Annotated in this window: 17 protein-coding genes and 2 tRNA genes; 5 read left to right on the top strand and 14 right to left on the bottom strand. The window is 70.2% G+C overall.

What is annotated here, in order from left to right:
* Window positions 1–49: 49 nt before the first annotated feature.
* The 7 genes from SPI96_RS01855 to SPI96_RS01825 form a co-directional block, all read right to left on the bottom strand.
* Window positions 50–1,426 carry an NAD-dependent succinate-semialdehyde dehydrogenase gene (locus SPI96_RS01855; RefSeq protein ID WP_321080668.1) on the bottom strand — a complete coding sequence of 459 codons (1,377 nt, stop codon included), beginning with the start codon at window positions 1,424–1,426 and terminating at the stop codon, window positions 50–52.
* Between the two features lie 414 nt (window positions 1,427–1,840).
* Entirely contained in the window at window positions 1,841–4,009 is a 2,169-nt protein-coding gene (gene nrdE, locus SPI96_RS01850; protein ID WP_321080667.1) for a class 1b ribonucleoside-diphosphate reductase subunit alpha, read from the bottom strand.
* On the bottom strand, window positions 4,006–4,485 hold the full coding sequence (gene nrdI, locus SPI96_RS01845; protein WP_321080666.1) for a class Ib ribonucleoside-diphosphate reductase assembly flavoprotein NrdI: 480 nt from the start codon (window positions 4,483–4,485) through the stop codon (window positions 4,006–4,008). Before nrdI ends, nrdE begins: the two co-directional genes overlap by 4 nt.
* A gap of 7 nt (window positions 4,486–4,492) precedes the next feature.
* Window positions 4,493–4,738, bottom strand: coding sequence for a glutaredoxin-like protein NrdH (nrdH, locus tag SPI96_RS01840; RefSeq protein ID WP_321080665.1), 246 nt, complete (start codon window positions 4,736–4,738; stop codon window positions 4,493–4,495).
* A gap of 382 nt (window positions 4,739–5,120) precedes the next feature.
* A complete protein-coding gene (locus SPI96_RS01835; RefSeq protein ID WP_321080664.1) occupies window positions 5,121–6,104 on the bottom strand; it encodes a DUF305 domain-containing protein in 984 nt (327 codons plus the stop codon).
* A 195-nt stretch (window positions 6,105–6,299) separates the two neighbouring features.
* Window positions 6,300–7,079 (bottom strand): class F sortase, encoded by a 780-nt coding sequence (locus SPI96_RS01830; protein WP_321080663.1) that lies wholly within the window; start codon window positions 7,077–7,079, stop codon window positions 6,300–6,302.
* Between the two features lie 240 nt (window positions 7,080–7,319).
* Window positions 7,320–7,901 carry a TetR/AcrR family transcriptional regulator gene (locus SPI96_RS01825; protein WP_321080662.1) on the bottom strand — a complete coding sequence of 194 codons (582 nt, stop codon included), beginning with the start codon at window positions 7,899–7,901 and terminating at the stop codon, window positions 7,320–7,322.
* Window positions 7,902–8,002: 101 nt separating this feature from the next.
* Between SPI96_RS01825 and SPI96_RS01820 the strand changes: the two genes are divergently transcribed.
* On the top strand, window positions 8,003–8,545 hold the full coding sequence (locus SPI96_RS01820) for an HXXEE domain-containing protein (protein ID WP_321080661.1): 543 nt from the start codon (window positions 8,003–8,005) through the stop codon (window positions 8,543–8,545).
* A gap of 9 nt (window positions 8,546–8,554) precedes the next feature.
* On the opposite strand, the gene thyA is transcribed toward SPI96_RS01820, so the two are convergent.
* Both thyA and SPI96_RS01810 read right to left on the bottom strand, forming a co-directional pair.
* Entirely contained in the window at window positions 8,555–9,214 is a 660-nt protein-coding gene (gene thyA / locus SPI96_RS01815) for a thymidylate synthase (protein WP_321080660.1), read from the bottom strand.
* Window positions 9,215–9,335: 121 nt separating this feature from the next.
* Window positions 9,336–9,411: transfer RNA gene (locus tag SPI96_RS01810), tRNA-Ala, on the bottom strand.
* 335 nt (window positions 9,412–9,746) lie between these two features.
* Between SPI96_RS01810 and SPI96_RS01805 the strand changes: the two genes are divergently transcribed.
* The 4 genes from SPI96_RS01805 to lpdA are packed head-to-tail and all read left to right on the top strand — an operon-like array spanning window position 9,747 to window position 15,187.
* Window positions 9,747–10,709: a thiamine pyrophosphate-dependent dehydrogenase E1 component subunit alpha gene (locus SPI96_RS01805; protein WP_321080659.1), complete on the top strand. Its 963-nt coding sequence runs from the start codon at window positions 9,747–9,749 to the stop codon at window positions 10,707–10,709.
* Window positions 10,710–10,737: 28 nt separating this feature from the next.
* On the top strand, window positions 10,738–11,745 hold the full coding sequence (locus tag SPI96_RS01800; RefSeq protein WP_321080658.1) for an alpha-ketoacid dehydrogenase subunit beta: 1,008 nt from the start codon (window positions 10,738–10,740) through the stop codon (window positions 11,743–11,745).
* Window position 11,746: 1 nt separating this feature from the next.
* A complete protein-coding gene (locus SPI96_RS01795) occupies window positions 11,747–13,759 on the top strand; it encodes a 2-oxo acid dehydrogenase subunit E2 (protein WP_321080657.1) in 2,013 nt (670 codons plus the stop codon).
* Window positions 13,760–13,768: 9 nt separating this feature from the next.
* Entirely contained in the window at window positions 13,769–15,187 is a 1,419-nt protein-coding gene (gene lpdA / locus SPI96_RS01790) for a dihydrolipoyl dehydrogenase (RefSeq protein ID WP_321080656.1), read from the top strand.
* A 173-nt stretch (window positions 15,188–15,360) separates the two neighbouring features.
* On the opposite strand, the gene SPI96_RS01785 is transcribed toward lpdA, so the two are convergent.
* From SPI96_RS01785 to nadD, 5 genes are all read right to left on the bottom strand, one after another.
* Window positions 15,361–15,433 (bottom strand) — tRNA-Ala (locus SPI96_RS01785).
* 111 nt (window positions 15,434–15,544) lie between these two features.
* Window positions 15,545–16,255, bottom strand: coding sequence for a histidine phosphatase family protein (locus SPI96_RS01780; protein WP_321080655.1), 711 nt, complete (start codon window positions 16,253–16,255; stop codon window positions 15,545–15,547).
* A 14-nt stretch (window positions 16,256–16,269) separates the two neighbouring features.
* On the bottom strand, window positions 16,270–16,692 hold the full coding sequence (rsfS, locus tag SPI96_RS01775; protein WP_321080653.1) for a ribosome silencing factor: 423 nt from the start codon (window positions 16,690–16,692) through the stop codon (window positions 16,270–16,272).
* A gap of 44 nt (window positions 16,693–16,736) precedes the next feature.
* A complete protein-coding gene (locus SPI96_RS01770) occupies window positions 16,737–17,369 on the bottom strand; it encodes a hypothetical protein (protein ID WP_321080652.1) in 633 nt (210 codons plus the stop codon).
* Window positions 17,369–18,007: a nicotinate-nucleotide adenylyltransferase gene (nadD, locus tag SPI96_RS01765; protein ID WP_321080685.1), complete on the bottom strand. Its 639-nt coding sequence runs from the start codon at window positions 18,005–18,007 to the stop codon at window positions 17,369–17,371. Before nadD ends, SPI96_RS01770 begins: the two co-directional genes overlap by 1 nt.
* Between the last annotated feature and the right edge of the window lie 17 nt (window positions 18,008–18,024).

Here is an 18,024-nt window from a genome sequence, read left to right as displayed (position 1 = left end):
GGTGTGGATGTGGCCGTCGATGAGGTGGGACGGGCAGGTGCGGGGGGTGTCAGTCCTGGACGAAGAACAGCTGCTTGTTCACGAACTCGTCCATGCCCAGCGGGCCCAGCTCACGGCCGAAGCCCGAGCGCTTGACGCCGCCGAAGGGGAGCTCCGCGCCCTCACCGGCGGGCGTGTTCACGTTGGCCATGCCCACCTCGAGACGCTCGGCCAGCTCCCACGCCCGGCCCTCGTCCTGGGAGAAGACGGCGCCGCCCAGGCCGAACGGGGTGTCGTTGGCCAGGCGGAGGGCCTCCTCGGCGTCCGCCGCCCGGTAGACCACGGCCACCGGGCCGAACAGCTCCTCACGGTAGGCATCCATCTCCGGGGTGACGCCCGTGACGACCGCCGGCGCCAGGTAGGCGGAGGTCTCATCCAGCAGGTCCCCGCCGACATGCACGGTGGCACCCTGCTCGCGGGCCCGGGCCACCTGTGCGGCCAGGGCCTCGGCGGCCCCGCGCGAGGACAGCGGCGTGTACACGCGCGGATCGTCGCTGTCCGTGCCCCCGGGAGTCATCTCGGAGGCCAGGCGGATGAGCTCGGCAACGAAGTCCTCATAGAGGTCGGCCAGCACGATGATCCGCTTGTTGGAGTTGCAGGCCTGCCCCATGGTGTACATGCGGGTCTGCCATGCGGTGCGGGCGGCGGCGGTGACGTCCTCGGCGTCGAGCACCACATAGGGGTCCGAGCCGCCGAGTTCGAGCACGGCCTTCTTCAGGTGTTGGCCGGCCAGGGCCCCGATCACGGAGCCGGCCCGCTCGGACCCGGTCAGGGACACCCCGGCGATGCGGGGGTCGGCGATCATCTCCGCCACCTGCTCATGGCTGGCGCGGGCGTTCTGGTAGACACCCTCGGGCAGGCCGGCGTCGTCCATGATCTGCTGGATTGCCTGGGCGGAGCGCGGGCAGATCTCCGCGTGCTTGAGCACGATCGTGTTGCCCTGCACGAGGTTCGGCGCCGCGAAGCGGGCCACCTGGTAGTACGGGAAGTTCCAGGGCATCACCCCGAGCAGGGTGCCCAGGGGCAGGCGACGGATCACGGCGCGGCCCCCACCGACGGTCTCGATCGGCTGGTCCCGGGCGAGCTCGGGGCCCTTGCGCGCGAAGTACTCGAAGATCGCCGCACTGAACTCGGCCTCCTCCACGCCCTCGGTGTGGCGCTTGCCCATCTCGGTGGCGATGATCCGGGCCAGCTCCTCCTTGCGCTCCTCGAACAGGTCCGCGACCCTCCGGACGATCTCCGCCCGCTCGCTCAGCGGCCGGGCCGCCCACGCCCGCTGCGCCCGTTCCGCGCGCGCCAGGACCTCCTCGACGTCGGGGAGGGTGGGGAAGCGCTCCTCCACCTCGTCGGTGCGCGGGTTCTGCACGCGGTATCCGGTCTCGGTCATGGCAGTCCTCTCGAACAGGGCCGGGGGCGCCGATGCGGATGCGGTGCGGATCCCCGGCGGGGAACGGGCGGCGTCGGTCGGGGGCGCTGCCCCCTGGCGAGTATGCGCGTCCTGCCCCTCGCTCCCCCAGCCCCGAGGCACCGCTGCGGAGCCGCCGGCACCCCCCTCTGGAGCGTAGGTGGGGCCTCAAGCGGAGGCGGAGCACCGTGCGGAGGCGCGGGTGCCCCGCCGGAGGCGCTGGGCCGGCGTCGGGAAGGCGGGAGGAGGTGACGTCGGCCAGACGACGACGGGCCCCTCCCGCGCCGGATGACGCGGAAGGGGCCCGTCTCCCGCATGGGAGTGCCCGGAGGACCTCCCGTTTCGTCAACGGAAGTGCCCTGGGGAGGTCCCGTTTCGTCAACGGGAGTGCGGGGGTCAGAGCATGCAGCTCACGCAGCCCTCGACCTCGGTGCCCTCGAGGGCGAGCTGGCGCAGGCGGATGTAGTAGATCGTCTTGATCCCCTTGGTCCACGCGTAGATCTGCGCCTTGTTGAGGTCGCGTGTGGTGGCGGTGTCCTTGAAGAACAGCGTCAGGGACAGGCCCTGGTCCACGTGCTGGGTGGCGGCGGCGTACGTGTCGATGATCTTCTCGTAGCCGATCTCGTACGCGTCCTCGTAGTACTCCAGGTTGTCGTTCGTCAGGAACGGCGCCGGGTAGTACACGCGGCCGAGCTTGCCCTCCTTGCGGATCTCGATCTTCGAGGCCACCGGGTGGATCGAGGAGGTCGAGTTGTTGATGTAGGAGATCGAGCCGGTCGGCGGCACGGCCTGCAGGTTGCGGTTGAACAGACCGTGCTCCATCACGGAGGCCTTGAGCTCACGCCAGTCGTCCTGGGTGGGGATCTCGATCCCGGCCTCGGAGAACAGGGTGGCCACCCGGGCGGTCGCCGGCGCCCACTCGGTGTCGGTGTACTTGTCGAAGAACGTGCCGGAGGCGTACGTGGAGTCCTCGAACCCGCCGAAGCGCTCCCCGCGCTCGATCGCGATCCGGTTGGAGGCGCGCAGCGCGTGGAACAGCACCGTGTAGAAGTACATGTTCGTGAAGTCCACGCCCTCCTCCGAGCCGTAGTGGACCCGCTCGCGGGCCAGGTAGCCGTGGAGGTTCATCTGGCCCAGGCCGATCGCGTGGGAGGCGTCGTTGCCCCGGGCCACGGAGGGCACGGACTCGATGTTGCTCATCACGGACACGGCCGTCAGGGCGCGGATCGCCGTCTCCACGGACTGCCCGAAGTCCGGGGAGTCCATGGTCTTGGCGATGTTCATGGAGCCGAGGTTGCAGGAGATGTCCTGGCCCACGTGGGCGTAGGTGAGGTCCTCGTTGTACTCGGAGGCCTCGGAGACCTGCAGGATCTCGGAGCAGAGGTTGGACATGGTGATCCGGCCCTTGATGGGGTTGGCCCGGTTCACGGTGTCCTCGAACACCACGTACGGGTAGCCGGACTCGAACTGGATCTCCGCGATGGTCTGGAAGAACTCGCGCGCGTTGATCTTGGTCTTCTTGATCCGCGCGTCGTCGACCATCTCGTAGTACTTGTCCGTCACGGAGATCTCCGTGAACGGCACCCCGTAGACGCGCTCGACGTCGTACGGGGAGAACAGGTACATGTCCTCGTTGCGCTTGGCCAGCTCGAACGTGATGTCCGGGATGACCACACCCAGGGAGAGGGTCTTGATGCGGATCTTCTCGTCCGCGTTCTCCCGCTTGGTGTCCAGGAAGCGGTGGATGTCCGGGTGGTGCGCGTGCAGGTACACAGCGCCGGCGCCCTGGCGGGCCCCGAGCTGGTTCGCGTAGGAGAAGGAGTCCTCGAGCAGCTTCATCACGGGGATGACGCCGGAGGACTGGTTCTCGATCTGCTTGATCGGCGCCCCGTGCTCGCGCAGGTTCGTCAGGGACAGGGCGACGCCGCCGCCGCGCTTGGACAGCTGCAGCGCCGAGTTGATGCCGCGGGCGATGGACTCCATGTTGTCCTCGATGCGCAGCAGGAAGCAGGAGACGAGCTCGCCGCGCTGCTTCTTGCCCGCGTTGAGGAATGTGGGGGTGGCCGGCTGGAAGCGGCCGGAGATCATCTCGTCCACGAGGTGGGTGGCCAGCTCCTGGTCGCCCTGGGCCAGGTGGAGGGCGACGACGGCCACGCGGTCCTCATAGCGCTCCAGGTAGCGCTTGCCGTCGAAGGTCTTCAACGCGTAGGAGGTGTAGAACTTGAACGCGCCGAGGAAGGTGGGGAAGCGGAACTTCGCGGCGTAGGCGCGCTTGAACAGGGACTGGATGAACTCGAACGGGTACTGCTCGAACGTCTCGGTCTCGTAGTAGTCGTTCTTCTGCAGGTACTCGAGCTTCTCCTCGAGGTCGTGGAAGAACACGGTGTTCGCGTTCACGTGCTGCAGGAAGTACTGCCGGGCCGCGGCGTGGTCGGCGTCGAACTGGATGCGCCCGTCCGGCCCGTAGAGGTTCAGCATGGCGTTGAGCTCGTGGTAGCCCAGGCCCTGCCACTCCGGCGGCATGTTCTTGGCCTTCTGGATGAGGTCCTCGTCGGTGACGGTCATAGCTGCAGCCCTTCCAGAGCACGAAGCCCCTCCCGGACGGTGATGACGTCCTCGGGGGTGCCCATGAGTTCGTACGTGTACATGACGGGGGCGCCGGTCTTCTGGGAGACGATGCGCCCGGCGAGGCCGTAGGCCTCGCCGAAGTTGGTGTTGCCGGAGGTGATCACCCCCCGGATCAGTGCCCGGTTGCCCGGGACGTTGAGGAACTTGATCACCTGCTTGGGGACGGCTCCGTCGATCTCGCCGCCGCCGTAGGTCGGCACCAGCAGCACGTAGGGGGCGGTGGCGCCGAGGGTGGGCTCCCGGGTGTGGATCGGCAGGCGGGCCACGCGGTCGGCGGGGAGTTCGAGCTTCTGGACGAAGCGGTGGGTGTATCCGGAGACGGAGGAGAAGTAGATCAGGCCGGCGTCCGTGGGGACGAGGCCCTGTGCCTCCGCGTTCCGGATGTGGGTCGGGTCTGCGGTGGCCTCCGGCATGGGGAGGTCAGGCCACCTGGGTGGCGGCGGACTCGGCCAGCTCGGCGATCTTGTCCGGGCGGAAGCCGGACCAGGAGTCGGTCTCGGTGATGACCACGGGGGCCTGCATGAAGCCGAGGGCGCGGACGCGTTCGAGGGCCTCGGGGTCCTGGGACATGTCCACCACGGAGTAGGCGACGCCCTTCTGGTCAAGTGCACGGTAGGTGGCGTTGCACTGCACGCAGGCCGGCTTGGTGTACACGGTGACAGTCATGGGTCCTCGTCCTTCGCTCTCGTGGTGTGCGGCGGGCCTCCCAGGGCCCGCGGCGGGCTCTCCCGGAGGGCCGGGGTGCATCCGCTGTCCTTGCCCGTCGATACTACATCTGGGTGCCTCCAGCGTCGCCTGACACTACATGTAGTAGTTACACGAATGTGGTTCGACTTGACATCCTCTCCACACCCGCCTCCACAGCAGGGGCGGCACGGGCGCCCCGGAACCATGCGGATCGACGCGCCCCGGGGCCCTGCCGTCCACACCCGGTGGACACTCTCAGGGCCCCTCGTGCACACCCTGCGAGTGGCCCTGGCCACGCGACACACCCGGCGTGTCGGCCCGCTCCGGACACAACATGTGGGGCGGGCCGCCGCTGCGGTCCTCAGCGGGAGGGGGTGGGCGTGGCGCGGGCGGTGTCCGCCGGCGTCGGAGACGGGGTGGCCGAGGCCTGCGAGGGGGACGCCGAGCCCGGGGTCATCACAGGGCTGACGGCGTCCAGACGGGAGTAGAAGGCGCGCAGCGACTGCAGCGCCGAGGGGGTGTAGTTCCGGGTGCCGCCGTCGGCACCCGCCCCGGACATCCTGATCGGGCCGGTGAACCCGGAGGGGCTCTCGGTGGCCGGAGCCGCGCCGATGAACCCGCGCTCGGCCATCATCTCCACCATGCGCTGCATGGTGGCGCCCTGCTCGTCGCGGACCTGCTCGGCCAGGGCGCGGGCAGACTCGTCGGTGCCCTCGTCCAGCTCCGTGCCGGCGATCGTCACCGCCCCCTGGTGCAGCCGGTGGGCCTGCAGGAGGAACACGCGCGCGGCCTCCTCGCCCTCGGCGGCCTGAAGCGCATCCCAGTCGCCCTGGGTGAGCAGGCCGGCACGGATGTCCTCGGCGGACTGCTGGGCCTCCTGGGCGGCCTGCTCGGCAGCCGGCAGGCTCGGCGAGGCGCTCGGCGACCCGGCCAGCTCGCTCCGCCGGGCCGGGACGTCAGCCCCCCAGGCCTCGAGGCGGCCGGCGAGGTCCTGCATGCGGGCCTCGTCGGCGTCGCGCACACGCTCGGCGAGGCTGCGCACCTCACCGTCCACCCCGCGCTTGTCCAGGAGGATCTGCGCGGCCGTGACCATGTGGTCGTGGTTGCGGTGGAGCGCACGCACGAACGCGATGTCCGCGGCCAGGGGGTTCGCCGAGGTGCGGCTGGGGCTGGCCAGCACACCCTCGAGGTAGGTGTTGGAGGCGTCCGACGCCGCCGAGGGGGCGGGCATGTCTGCGGCGGAGCATCCGGTGAGGGCGATCGCCAGGCCGAGGACGCCGGCCCCGGCCGCCGCGCTCCAGCGCCGGGGGCGGACGTCGGGGGCGGTGTGGGATCGGATCTTCACGGGCGGTCCTCTCGGGCGGTTCTCCTCACGCCCGACGCACGGGCGCGGCCGGGCGTCGGCAGGGCACCTCCGGCTCAGAGAACGGTACGCGGTCGGCCCCGCGCGTGGGAAACGCCGCGGACACGTCCCCTGGGCGGTCGCGCCCGAGGCCGGGTGCAGGCCCGGGACCGAGCTCACGGCCGGGGCCTGCGGCCATCACTGCACGCGCGTGGCCTGCACCACCCAGTTGCTGTAGGAGAGGCCGGTCATGCCGGAGCCGGGCTCGAGCTCGCAGGTGATGAGGGTGACCTTGCGCTCCGGGGCGTCGAGCTCCCAGGCCCAGCGGTGGGCCTGGTCGTGGGTGAAGGCCTGCTTCTCCACCGTCTGGGCGTTCTGGTCCACGCGGAAGGCGGCTTGGGTGCCGTCGTCGTAGGTGATCACCACGAGGTCTCCGGCCTCGGCCCTTTCGAGGTTCCAGAACACATCCTTGCGGCCGGAGTGGATCACGTGCCCGGCCAGGATGCCCGGGTGCCGGGAGCGCTCCCCCGGGGTGGTGGGCCACTGCGGCGGTCCGTACCAGCCCACGGTCTGGGGCTGTGGGTTGAGCTCGCCGGTCCCGTCGGTCTGGGCAGGCACGATCGGGGCGCCCACGATCTGCTCCCCCGCATGGGTCAGGCTCACATGCACCGGTACGGCGGTGATGCTCTCCTGCGGGGCGGCCGGCCCGGTGAGCAGACCGGTGGGCGGCGCGGCCTCGGACGCGGAGGCGGAGCTGGGGGCGGAGCCCACGGTCCCAGCGCCGGACGCGGACGGCGTGGCCGAGGGCGGCGCGCCGGCGTCGGAGGGCATCGGGGTGGAGGGAGCGGACGCGGCGACCGGCGCCGGTGTCACCGGGGCCTCCCCCAGGGCGAGGCCGCCGCGCACCCCCAGCCAGACGGCCACGAGGCAGAGCACGGCGAGGACGGCCCAGAGGGCACGGGTGAGGGGCCTGCGCATGGGGCTCTCCCGAGGACGGCGGGCCACCGGGGCCCAGTTCGACGGCGACGCCCCCACCGTAACCCCGTCCCCGCCCCCCGCGGGAGGTCGGCGGGGCGTCCGCCGACCCTGCACGCTCGCCGTCGCCCTCCTCTCCTCGTTCGCTACGCTACGTCGCGTAGCATTGAGCGCATGCAGGGAGACATTGAGCGCATGCAGGGAGACGCCGCGCCCACCGCCGGGGCGGGGAGACCGGTCACGTCAGCCGGCGAGCGGGAGGAGACGGAAGAGCTGCTCGGCCAGCCGCTCCGAGAGGTGGCCGGTGGCGTCGTTGGCGAGCAGGTGGACATGCGCATAGGGGATCCCCAGCAGTGCGGCGTGGAAGCCGTCCGCGTCGGCCTCCTCGCTCAGTTCGCCACGGTCGTGTGCGCGGTCGAGGATGGCAGCGATGTCGTCGCGAGCGGCACCCACGAACGCGTCCCGCAGACGGGCGGCGAGCCCCGCATCACCGGCCATGTCGGCCAGCAGGCCCGGCAGCACGTCCCGGCCGGGGTCGCCCGCCACGACCGCGACGGCCCGTTCAGCGATCGCCTGGACATCGCCGACGAGGGAGCCGGTGTCGATCGGTGGCGCCTGGTCGGCACGGTGGACCACGAGGGCGAAGACCATCTCGGCTTTCGAGGCCCATCGGCGGTAGATCGTGGTCTTCGCCGTCCCGGAGGCGGCGGCCACCCTCTCGATCGTGAGTCCCGCGTAGCCGTGTTCGCGCAGCAGTGCGGAGACGGCTTCCGCGAGGCGTTCGTCGGTGCGGGCACGGCGGGTGGCACCGCGGGTGTTCGCCATGCACACTCCTCCCGACACCGGTCGACTACGCGTCGTAGCGTATCGGTCCAGGAGCGAAGAGGACGCCCCGTCGCCAGGCGCCGCCGGGTGGTGGTGCCGTCATGAGTCTGGACCTGATCGTGTGGGTCAGCGTGACACTGTTCCTGGTGCACGAGTTCGAGGAGATCGTCACCATCCGCCCCTGGCTCTCCCGACACCGGGACGACCCGCGGGCGCGGCGGCAGGTGTTCTGGTCGTTCCGGAGCACCAGCACCTCGGTGATCGCGGCGATGATCTTCGAGGAGTACGTCATCTTCGCCGCGATCGCCTTCGCGGTCGTACTCGCCGGAGCACCGGCGGTGTTCGCCGGGGCGATGGTCCCGTACACGCTGCACCTGCTGGGGCACGTCGTCGAGGCGATCCGACTGCGAATGCACACCCCGTCCGTGCTCAGCTCAGCGATCACCCTGCCCTGGTACCTCTACGCGATCGTCGAGCTCGTCCGACAGACGCAGGAGCACGCGCCCGGCGCGGCGGGCCTCTGGGCTGTCAGTGCCTGGGCCGTCGTGTTCACCATGGTGATGGGGGCGAACTTCGCCCTGATCTACCGACTCCGTCCCGCCCTCGAACGCCGCCTGACCGAGCACCCGCCCGCCGTCGGCTGAGGGGCTGAGTCAGACCGCGATCGTGGCGGTGATCGTCGGGGCCGCGACGTAGTCCCGCACCTCGATGTCCTCGAACTCGAAGGCGTCGATGTCCCGGCGGTCCGGGTTGAGCCACAGCGTTGGCAGCGGGCCCGGCGTGCGGGTGAGCTGCTCTCGCGCCTGGTCGAGGTGGTTGAGATAGAGGTGCGCGTCCCCGATCGTGTGCACGAAGTCCTTGGGGCGCAGGTCGGTCACCTGCGCCACCATGTGTGTCAGCAGCGAGTAGGACACGATGTTGAACGGGACACCGAGGAAGGTGTCCGCGCTGCGCTGGTAGAGCTGGCAGGACAGCCATCCGCGCTGGTCGGGGTCGTCCGCCGCGGCCGGTGCGACGTGGAACTGGAAGAGCGTGTGGCACGGGGGCAGGGCCATGTCCTCCACCTCCGCGACGTTCCAGGCCGAGACGATGTGGCGGCGGGCGTATGGGTCGGTCCTCAGTCCGGTGAGCAGGCGTTCGATCTGGTCGATGCTCTCTCCGCCGGGTGTCGGCCAGGAACGCCACTGGTGCCCATAGATGGGGCCGAGGTCACCGTTCTCGTCGGCCCACTCGTTCCATATGATGCCGGTCCGGTCGGTCCTCTCCACGCCCTCATCGAGGATGCGGGTCAGGAGATCGAGGTAGGCCTTCATGGGCCGTCGGCATACTCGGAGGGTCTGGCGCCAGCCCCCTGCCACCCCGTGGGGCTCGACGCAACGGCGACACGGGAGACACGAGAAAGGCCCCGGTCTGTGGGACCGGGGCCTTTCTCTCTGGTGGAGGTAAGGGGATTCGAACCCCTGACCTTCTGCATGCCATGCAGACGCGCTACCAACTGCGCCATACCCCCAGAAGGAAGCCGCGGGAACCGTTGCGGTCCGTGCGGCGACTCGAGAACTCTATCCCACCGGACCGGCGTCATGCAAATCGACCCCCACCCCCTCCGCGGCATCGAGCCCTGCGGAGACGAGCGGACATCCCCAGGCTGGGCATCGAGGCGCCTGACATCTCCAGCACAGCAGCCACATCAACCCGCCGCCGACTCGGCATCTGACGGGCGACTTTTTGTGACACGCGCGCGTCATGTGTGGTCAGGCCACACCGACCTGTGGCAGGATTCACATCATCCGGCGACACGGAAGTCGCCGGTGGCCCATCTGCTCCCCGCAGGAACAGGAGAAAGCAATGTCGCTTTCAAAGCAGCAACTGCTCGACGCCTATAAGACGATGAGCGAGATCCGTGCATTCGAGGACCGTCTGCACAAGGAGAATCTGACCGGTGACATCCCCGGGTTCATCCACCTGTACGCCGGTGAGGAGGCCATTGCCACCGGCGTCTGCATGAACCTCACCAACGATGACTACATCGCCTCGACGCACCGTGGCCACGGCCACTGCATCGCCAAGGGCTGTGACATCGAGAAGATGATGTTCGAGATCTTCGGCCGCGCCGACGGTCTCTGCCACGGCAAGGGCGGCTCGATGCACATCGCCGACCTCGCCACCGGCATGCTCGGCGCCAACGGCATCGTGGGCGGTGGCCCGCCCCTCATGATCGGTGCCGCCCTGACCGCGAAGACGCTGAACAACGGCGGTGTGGGCGTGTCCTTCACCGGCGACGGCGGCTCCAACCAGGGTCTCGTGTTCGAGGCGATGAACATGGCCGTGGTGCTCCAGCTCCCCGCCATCTTCGTGTTCGAGAACAACGGTCTCGGCGAGGCCACCGGCGCCAGCTACGCCGTGGGCGGCCGCGACATCTCCGCCCGCGCCGAGGCCTTCGGCATGCCCGCCTACAAGGTGGACGGCACCGACGTCGAGGCGGTCTACGACCTCTCCAAGAAGGTCATCGAGAAGGCCCGCAACGGCGGCGGCCCCGCTGCCATCGAGGCCAGCGCCACCCGCTTCTACGGCCACTTCGAGGGCGACCCCTACCTGTTCCGCACCCCGGAGCAGCACAAGAAGATCAAGGGCGAGACCGACCCGCTGCAGCTGTTCCGCAGCAAGTACGCCAAGACGATCTCCGCTGAGGAGCTCGACGCGATCGACAAGAACGCCAAGGAGCTCGTGGACACCTCCGTGAAGAACGCTCGGGCCGCCAAGTGGCCCGATCCGTCCGAAGTCGACACCGACGTCTACGTCTCCTACTGAGCGAAGGGTTTTGATTGCAATGGCAACTATGAGTTTTCGTGAGGCCCTTCGCGCCGGCATGGTCGACGCCATGCGGGAGGACGAGAAGGTCGTCCTGATCGGCGAGGACATCCGCGGCGGTCACGGCGCGGAGAACCCGGACCCCGAGCTGGAGTCCTTCGGCGGCGTCTTCGGCGTCACCGCGGGGATCTGGAAGGAGTTCGGCGACAAGCGCGTCATCGACACCCCGATCACCGAGTCGGCCCTGCTCGGCATGGCCGCCGGCTCCGCCGTGACCGGCCTGCGCCCGGTCGCCGAGCTGATGTTCTGGGACTTCTTCGGCGTCGCCTACGACATGATCTACAACCAGGCCGCCCGATTCCGCTACATGTTCGGCGGCAAGGCGCGCACCCCCCTGGTGGTCCGCGGCATCATCGGCGCCGGCGTGAGCGCTGCCGGTCAGCACTCCAACTCGCCCTACCACCTCTTCACCTCCACCGCGGGTGTGAAGGTGGCCGTGCCGTCCAACCCGTACGACGCCCGTGGCCTCATGCTGCAGTCCATCCGCGACGACGACCCGGTGCTGTTCTGCGAGCACAAGGCCCTGTACGACCTCAAGGGTGAGGTGCCGGAGGAGGAGTACACCATCCCCTTCGGTGTGGCCTCCTACCCGCGCCGTGGCACCGACGTGACCATCGTCGCCGTCGGCGCGATCGTCAACCACGCCATCACCGTGGCCGACAAGCTCGCCAAGGAGGGCATCTCCGTCGAGGTCGTGGACCCGCGCACCACCTCCCCGCTGGATGAGGACGCGATCCTCGAGTCCGTGGCCTCCACCGGCCGCCTCGTGGTCGCCGACGAGTCCGCCGCCCGCTGCGGCTTCGCTCACGACATCGCCGCGCTCGTCGCTTCCAAGGGCTTCGGCTCGCTGAAGGCGCCGATCCAGATGGTCCTGCCGCCGCACTCGCCGGTCCCGTTCTCCTCCGCTCTGGAGAAGCACTGGGTCCCGGGCGCGGAGAAGATCGAGGCCGCCGTCCGCACCGCCGTGGGGGCCTGACATGGCTGAGATCTTTGCCGTCGAAATGCCCAAATGGGGCATGACCATGGAGGAGGGCACGATCACCTCGTGGCTCGTCTCCGAGGGCGACGAGGTCTCCGAGGGCGACGCCCTCGCCGAGGCCGAGTCCTCCAAGATCTCCGGTGAGGTCGAGGCGCCACAGGACGGCGTCGTCGCCCGCATCGTCGTGGACGCCGGCTCGACCGTCGAGATCGGCACCATGCTGGCCGTCATGACCGCCCCCGGCGTCTCCGCCGAGGAGGTCGACGCCTTCATCAACGGCGGCGCAGCCGCCGAGGCCCCCGCGGAGGACGAGTCCGCAGCCTCGGACGAGGAGGACGCCCCGGCCGCCGCGCCGGCGCCCGCCGCGTCCAGCGGCCCGGTCCGCACCGAGGGGATCCACCGCGTGGAGATGCCCAAGTGGGGCATGACCATGGAGGAGGGCACGATCACCTCGTGGCTCGTCTCCGAGGGCGACGAGGTCTCCGAGGGCGACGCCCTCGCCGAGGCCGAGTCCTCCAAGATCTCCGGTGAGGTCGAGGCGCCGCAGGACGGCGTCGTCGCCCGCATCGTGGTGGAGCCCGGCAGCACCGTCGACATCGGCACCACGCTCGCCGTGATCACCGATCCCGACGTGCCCGCCGAGGACGTCGACGCCTACCTGGCCAGCGAGGCCGCCGGCGGCTCGTCCGAGACCCACGACCACGACGACCCGCAGTCGGCAGCGGCCGCGAGCAAGCTCGTGGACGACGTCCCGGACGAGAAGAAGCAGTTCGCCCCGGCCAAGGACAAGTCCACCCCGTCGACCCGCAAGTCGATCAAGGGCTCCACGCACCAGCCCGGTGCCACCTCGGATGCCCGCTCCGTGGCCAAGGCCGCGCCGGACCGCATCCCGGACTCGCTCAAGGGCAAGGACGAGAATGAGGTCCCCGCGACCCCGCACGCCGCCGACCTCGCCGCCAAGCACGGCATCGCGCTGTCGAAGGTGGAGGCCACGGGCCGTGGCGGTCGCGTGACCGTCGCGGACCTGCAGAAGGCGGTCGAGAAGGCCGGCGGTTCGCTGGGCTTCGGCAACGACCGTCCGCGCCAGGAGTTCACCCCCTCCCAGGGCGACGACTCCCTCGTGGACGCCACCGAGCACGCTCGGTCCCTCGCCGAGGAGGAGGGCGTCAACCTGCTTGACGTGCGCCCCTCCGGCCGCAAGGGCCGTGTGACCCTCGACGACGTCCGTGCGTGGATCGCCCTCAACCGTGAGCCCGAGGCCCCCGAGGCCCCGGCCCCCACGGCTGCGGCGTCGTCCGCTCCGGCCGCCGGCGAGGAGAACCGGACCACCCGGATCCCCATGAGCAACATGCGCAAGGTGATCGGGGCCCGCCTCCAGGAGAGCTACCTGGACTCGCCGCACTTCCGCGTCAGCGTGGAGGCCAAGCTGGACAACCTGCTGGCCTTCCGCAAGCAGGTCAACGACAACCGCCTGGACGTGCGCCTCACGGTGAATGACCTGGTGACGACGGCCGTCGCGAAGGCGCTGAAGAAGGTCCCCGCGCTGAACGCCCAGTTCGACGCGGAGTCCCAGACCATCACCCAGTTCGAGCACGCGGACATCTCGATCGCGGTCTCGACGGACGAGGGTCTGATCACGCCGATCGTCAAGGCCGCCGACACGCTCAGCCCTTCCGAGATCTCCGCGCAGATCACGGATCTGGCCGTGCGTGCCAAGGCCGGGACGCTCAAGCCCGAGCAGTTCCAGGGCGGCACGTTCACCATCTCCAACCTGGGGATGTTCGGCATCGCCCACTTCGACGCGATCATCAACCCCCCGCAGGTGGCCATCCTCGCGGTGGGCGGCGCGAAGAAGCAGTTCGTGCCGGACGCCAACGGGAACCCGGTGGCCGCGACGATCCTGACCGCGACCCTCTCCGCAGATCACCGTGTGGTGGACGGAGCCACCTCCGCGATGTTCTGCAAGGAACTGAAGACGCTGCTGGAGACCCCGGCACTGCTCTTCGCCTAGGAGGCGCTGATGTCAACGAACATGGAAGAGACCTACGACGTGGTCGTCATCGGGGCTGGCCCCGGTGGCTACCCCGCCGGGGTGCGCGCAGGCCAGCTCGGCCTGCGGACCGCGGTCATCGAGAAGGCCGATCTGGGCGGCATCTGCCTGAACTGGGGATGCATCCCCACGAAGGCGCTCCTGCACGGCGCGGAGCTCGTCCGCGCCGCCAAGGAGGGCCCCCGCTTCGGCATCTCGATGGGCACTCCCCAGGTGGACATCGACAAGCTGGTGAAGCACTCCCGTGGGGTGTCGAAGCAGCTGACCGGTGGCGTCGGCGCCCTCCTGCAGGGCAACGGCGTGGACATCATCCGCGGCACCGCCGAGATCGTGGACAAGGGTGAGATCGAGGTCTCGCTCCCCGGCGGCAAGGTGCAGCGCATCCACACCGAGCACATCATCGTGGCGACCGGTGCGTCGCCGCGGGTGCTGCCCGGGCTGGAGCCGGACGGCAAGAACGTCTGGACCTACAAGGAGGCCCTCGTCCCGGAGGAGATCCCCGAGTCTCTCGTGGTGATCGGCTCCGGCGCCATCGGCTCCGAGTTCGCGTGCCTGTACGGGGACCTGGGCTCGAAGGTGACCCTCCTGGAGGCCGCGCCCCGCTTCATGCCGAACGAGCCGGAGGCGATCTCCGAGACCGTCGCCGGCCAGTTCAAGAAGCGTGGCATCAAGGTCGAGGCAGGGGCCCGCGTGTCCTCCGCCAAGACCGTCGGCGACGGTGCGGAGATCTCCTGGACCTCCGCGGACGGCACCGAGCACACCGAGACCGTCTCGAAGGTCCTGGTGGCTGCGGGTGTGGTCCCGAACTCGAAGGGCCTCGGCCTGGAGAAGTTCGACGTCATCGGCAAGGGCGGCTTCATCACCACCGACTCCCTCGGCAAGTCCGCCGCGTGGGGCCTGTACGCTATCGGCGATGTCGCCGGCGGTCCGTGCCTGGCCCACAAGGCGACCCACGAGGGTGTGCGCTGTGTGGACGCCATCGCCGGTGTCCGCCGTGTGCAGGAGGATCCGGACTGGCGTGACTGGGTGCCGCGGTGCACCTACACGACGCCGGAGGTCGCCTCGATCGGCATCTCGGCTCAGCAGGCCAAGGAGCGCGGCATCAAGGCGAAGGCGTCCACCGTGGCGCTCGCCGAGAATGGCCGTGCCCTGGGTGCCGGTGAGACTGTGGGCTTCGCCCAGATCACCGTGTCCGAGGACGGCGAGGTCCTCGGTGCCCACCTGGTGGGTCACGGTGTGACCGAGCTGATCGGCATGGTGGCCGTGGGCCACACCGGCGGCGTGGACGCTGAGACGTTCGCCCGCACCATGCTGCCCCACCCCACCCGCTCCGAGGTGGTCGTGGAAGCACTCCTGAAGAACCTCGGCCGGCCGATCAACTCGCTGTAAGGCCGCCGTCTCCCTTCGGAGAGGAGGGGCCGGTTCCCACACGGGAACCGGTCCCTCCTGCTGTCTCTCTGCCCCTCCCCCGCACAACCTTGCAAGCATTTCGGCTCTGCCCCCTCGCCCCCCGGCGGGAACGACGAAGGCCCGGTCCTCGCGGACCGGGCCTTCGTCTCCTGTGGAGGTAAGGGGATTCGAACCCCTGACCTTCTGCATGCCATGCAGACGCGCTACCAACTGCGCCATACCCCCATGGGGTGGATGATGCTCTGCGTGGTTCCGTTCCGTTTCCGGACCGTTCTCCTCGCTGGCAACTCCTCAACCATACACCGTCACCTGCGCGATGCACAATTCGGCCCGCCCTCAGAGGTCGTAGGCGGTCAGCTCCCATTCCCCGGCCACCCGGCTGCCGGGCGCGGCGTCGAAGGAGCCCTCGAGCACCACGGCCCGGGCATTGCCCAGCCGTGGGGTACGCGTGAACGCCTCGCCCTCACGCCCGAGCAGCAGGCCGGCGGCGGCACGCAGCACCCCGCCGTGGGCCACAGCCAGCAGGGTGCGCTCCCCCGCCGTCGCCCCGGCTCCGAGGGATCCCGAGGCGCCGCTGTCAGACTCGGCCCCTGGCCTCGCAGACCAGGAGGCGGGCACGTGCCGGCGGATTCCGGCGATCACCCGTTCACCTCCGGTACGCAGGCTCTCCCCGCCCACGGGGCCGTGGTCCAGGCGCGGCTCCTGGCGCCACACACGGTGGTCCTCGGGCCAGCGGTCGGCGATGCCGCTCAGGGCCATGCCCTCCCAGTCGCCGCCGAACAGCTCCTGCAGGTCCGGCTCGAGCGTCAGCTCCGCAGCGCCGACACGCGCTTCCAGGACGATCTCCGCCGTCCGGCGCGCCCTCAACAGCGGTGAGGACACGGCCACGAGCTGCTCGGAGGCCTCCAGGAGGTCACCGACGGGCCCTGCGGCAGCACGCCGGGCCTGACGCTCCCCCTCCGCGTTGAGTTCCACGTCCGTGCGGCCCTGGAAGCGGTCCTGCGCGTTCCAGTCCGTCTCTCCGTGGCGCAGCAGGATCAGACGCATGCCGGCCACTGAGGTCAGTGCTGGCCGGCGGCGTCCCCGGCGGCCTCGGGGGCCGGGTCGGGGCGGGTGGCCTCCTCGGGCAGGCCGAGGTCGATCGCGGGGCTGTCCTGCCACAGGCGGTCCAGGGCGTAGAACGTGCGGTCCTCCTGGTGCTGCACGTGCACCACGAAGTGCCCGTAGTCCAGCAGCACCCAGTGGCCGTCGGAGCGGCCCTCGCGGCGAATCGGCTTGAGCTGGCTCTGCACGAGCAGGGCCTCCTCCACGCCGTCGACGATCGCGTTCACCTGGCGCTCGGAGGCACCGGAGGCGATGAGGAAGGCGTCGGTCAGGCCGAGGCGCTCGGCGACGTCGACGGCGACGATGTGGGTGGCCAGCTTCTCCGCCGCCGCGTGGGCGGCGACGGTGAGGGCGTCCAGGGTCTGCTGGGGAACGGTCACGAGGCTCCTTACGAGCGGTTCGGGGGCGAGGCGGGCGCCTCGGATCAGGTCAGGGTGAAGAACAGGACGACGGCCAGCACCAGCAGGGCCAGGGCCAGGGCCACCCACAGCACGGTCAGCCACGGGCTCCGGCGTGCAGTGCCCTCGGCCTCGGACGGCTCCGGCAGCACCACCTGGGCCGGCGGCACGGGCGTGCCCGTCAGATCCCCGACGGCGGCCGGGCCCGGACGGTCGGCGGCCGTGGCGTCGTCCTCGGGGGCGCGTAGCCGCGACCAGCCGGGGGCGGCACCGGACGGGGCCGCCGGCTCCTCGGAGGCGAGCGGCGCCGTGCCGGGACGGGGCAGACCGGCCGAGAGGGCGGTCACGCCCGGCTGGGACTCCACGGCCGAGGATTCAGCGGGCAACGGAACCTGCGCCGACGGGTCGGTCTGCTGGCCGGAGAACCGTCCACCGGCGGCGCGCAGGGCGGCCGCATAGCCGCGGGAGGCCTCCTCGACGTCCGCGGGCAGCGGCGCCCCGGCGGCCAGACGGGCACGCACGGCCGGGCTGATCGGGTCGCGGGTGCCTGCAGAGAGCCCCTGGCCGGCGGGCCGGTCCCCCGTGGCGGTCTCGCCGGCGAGCACGGCGCGCAGCGTGGCATCGTCCGGATCCTCAGACGGGGTATGGGGTCGGGGCATCACAGGCGGTCCTCCTCCGCGGTGTAGAGCTGGTGCTTGTTGATGTACTGCACGACGCCGTCCGGCACCAGGTACCAGACGGGGCGGCCGCGCCGCACCCGGTCGCGGCAGTCGGTCGAGGAGATCGCCATGGCGGGGATCTCCATGAGGGAGATGTCGTCCGTGAGCCCGAAGTCCGCGAGCTGGTAGCCCGGACGGGTCACCCCCACGAAGTGCGCCAGATCCCACAGCTCCTCGACGTCCTTCCAGGTGAGGATCTGCTCGAGGGCGTCGGCACCGGTGATGAAGTACAGCTCCGAGTCCGGGCGGCGCTGCCGGATGTCCCGGAGGGTGTCCACGGTGTACGTGTTGCCGGGCCGGTCGATGTCCACCCGGGACACGGTGAACCGAGGGTTCGAGGCGGTGGCGATCACCGTCATCAGGTACCGGTGCTCGGCATCGGTGACGTGCTTGTCCGACTTCTGCCAGGGATGCCCGGTGGGCACGAACACGACCTCGTCCAGGTCGAACTCGGCGGCGACCTCGCTCGCTGCCACGAGGTGGCCATGGTGGATGGGGTCGAAGGTGCCGCCCATGATGCCCAGGCGGGGACGGCGCACGGGGGCGTCGGAGGGTGCGGTGCCAGAGGAGGTCGTCATCGGGTTCCCGGGACGGG

The organism is Micrococcus sp. (assembly GCF_034179925.1).
GTDB lineage: Bacteria > Actinomycetota > Actinomycetes > Actinomycetales > Micrococcaceae > Micrococcus.
This window is presented reverse-complemented; position numbering and strand designations above follow the sequence as displayed.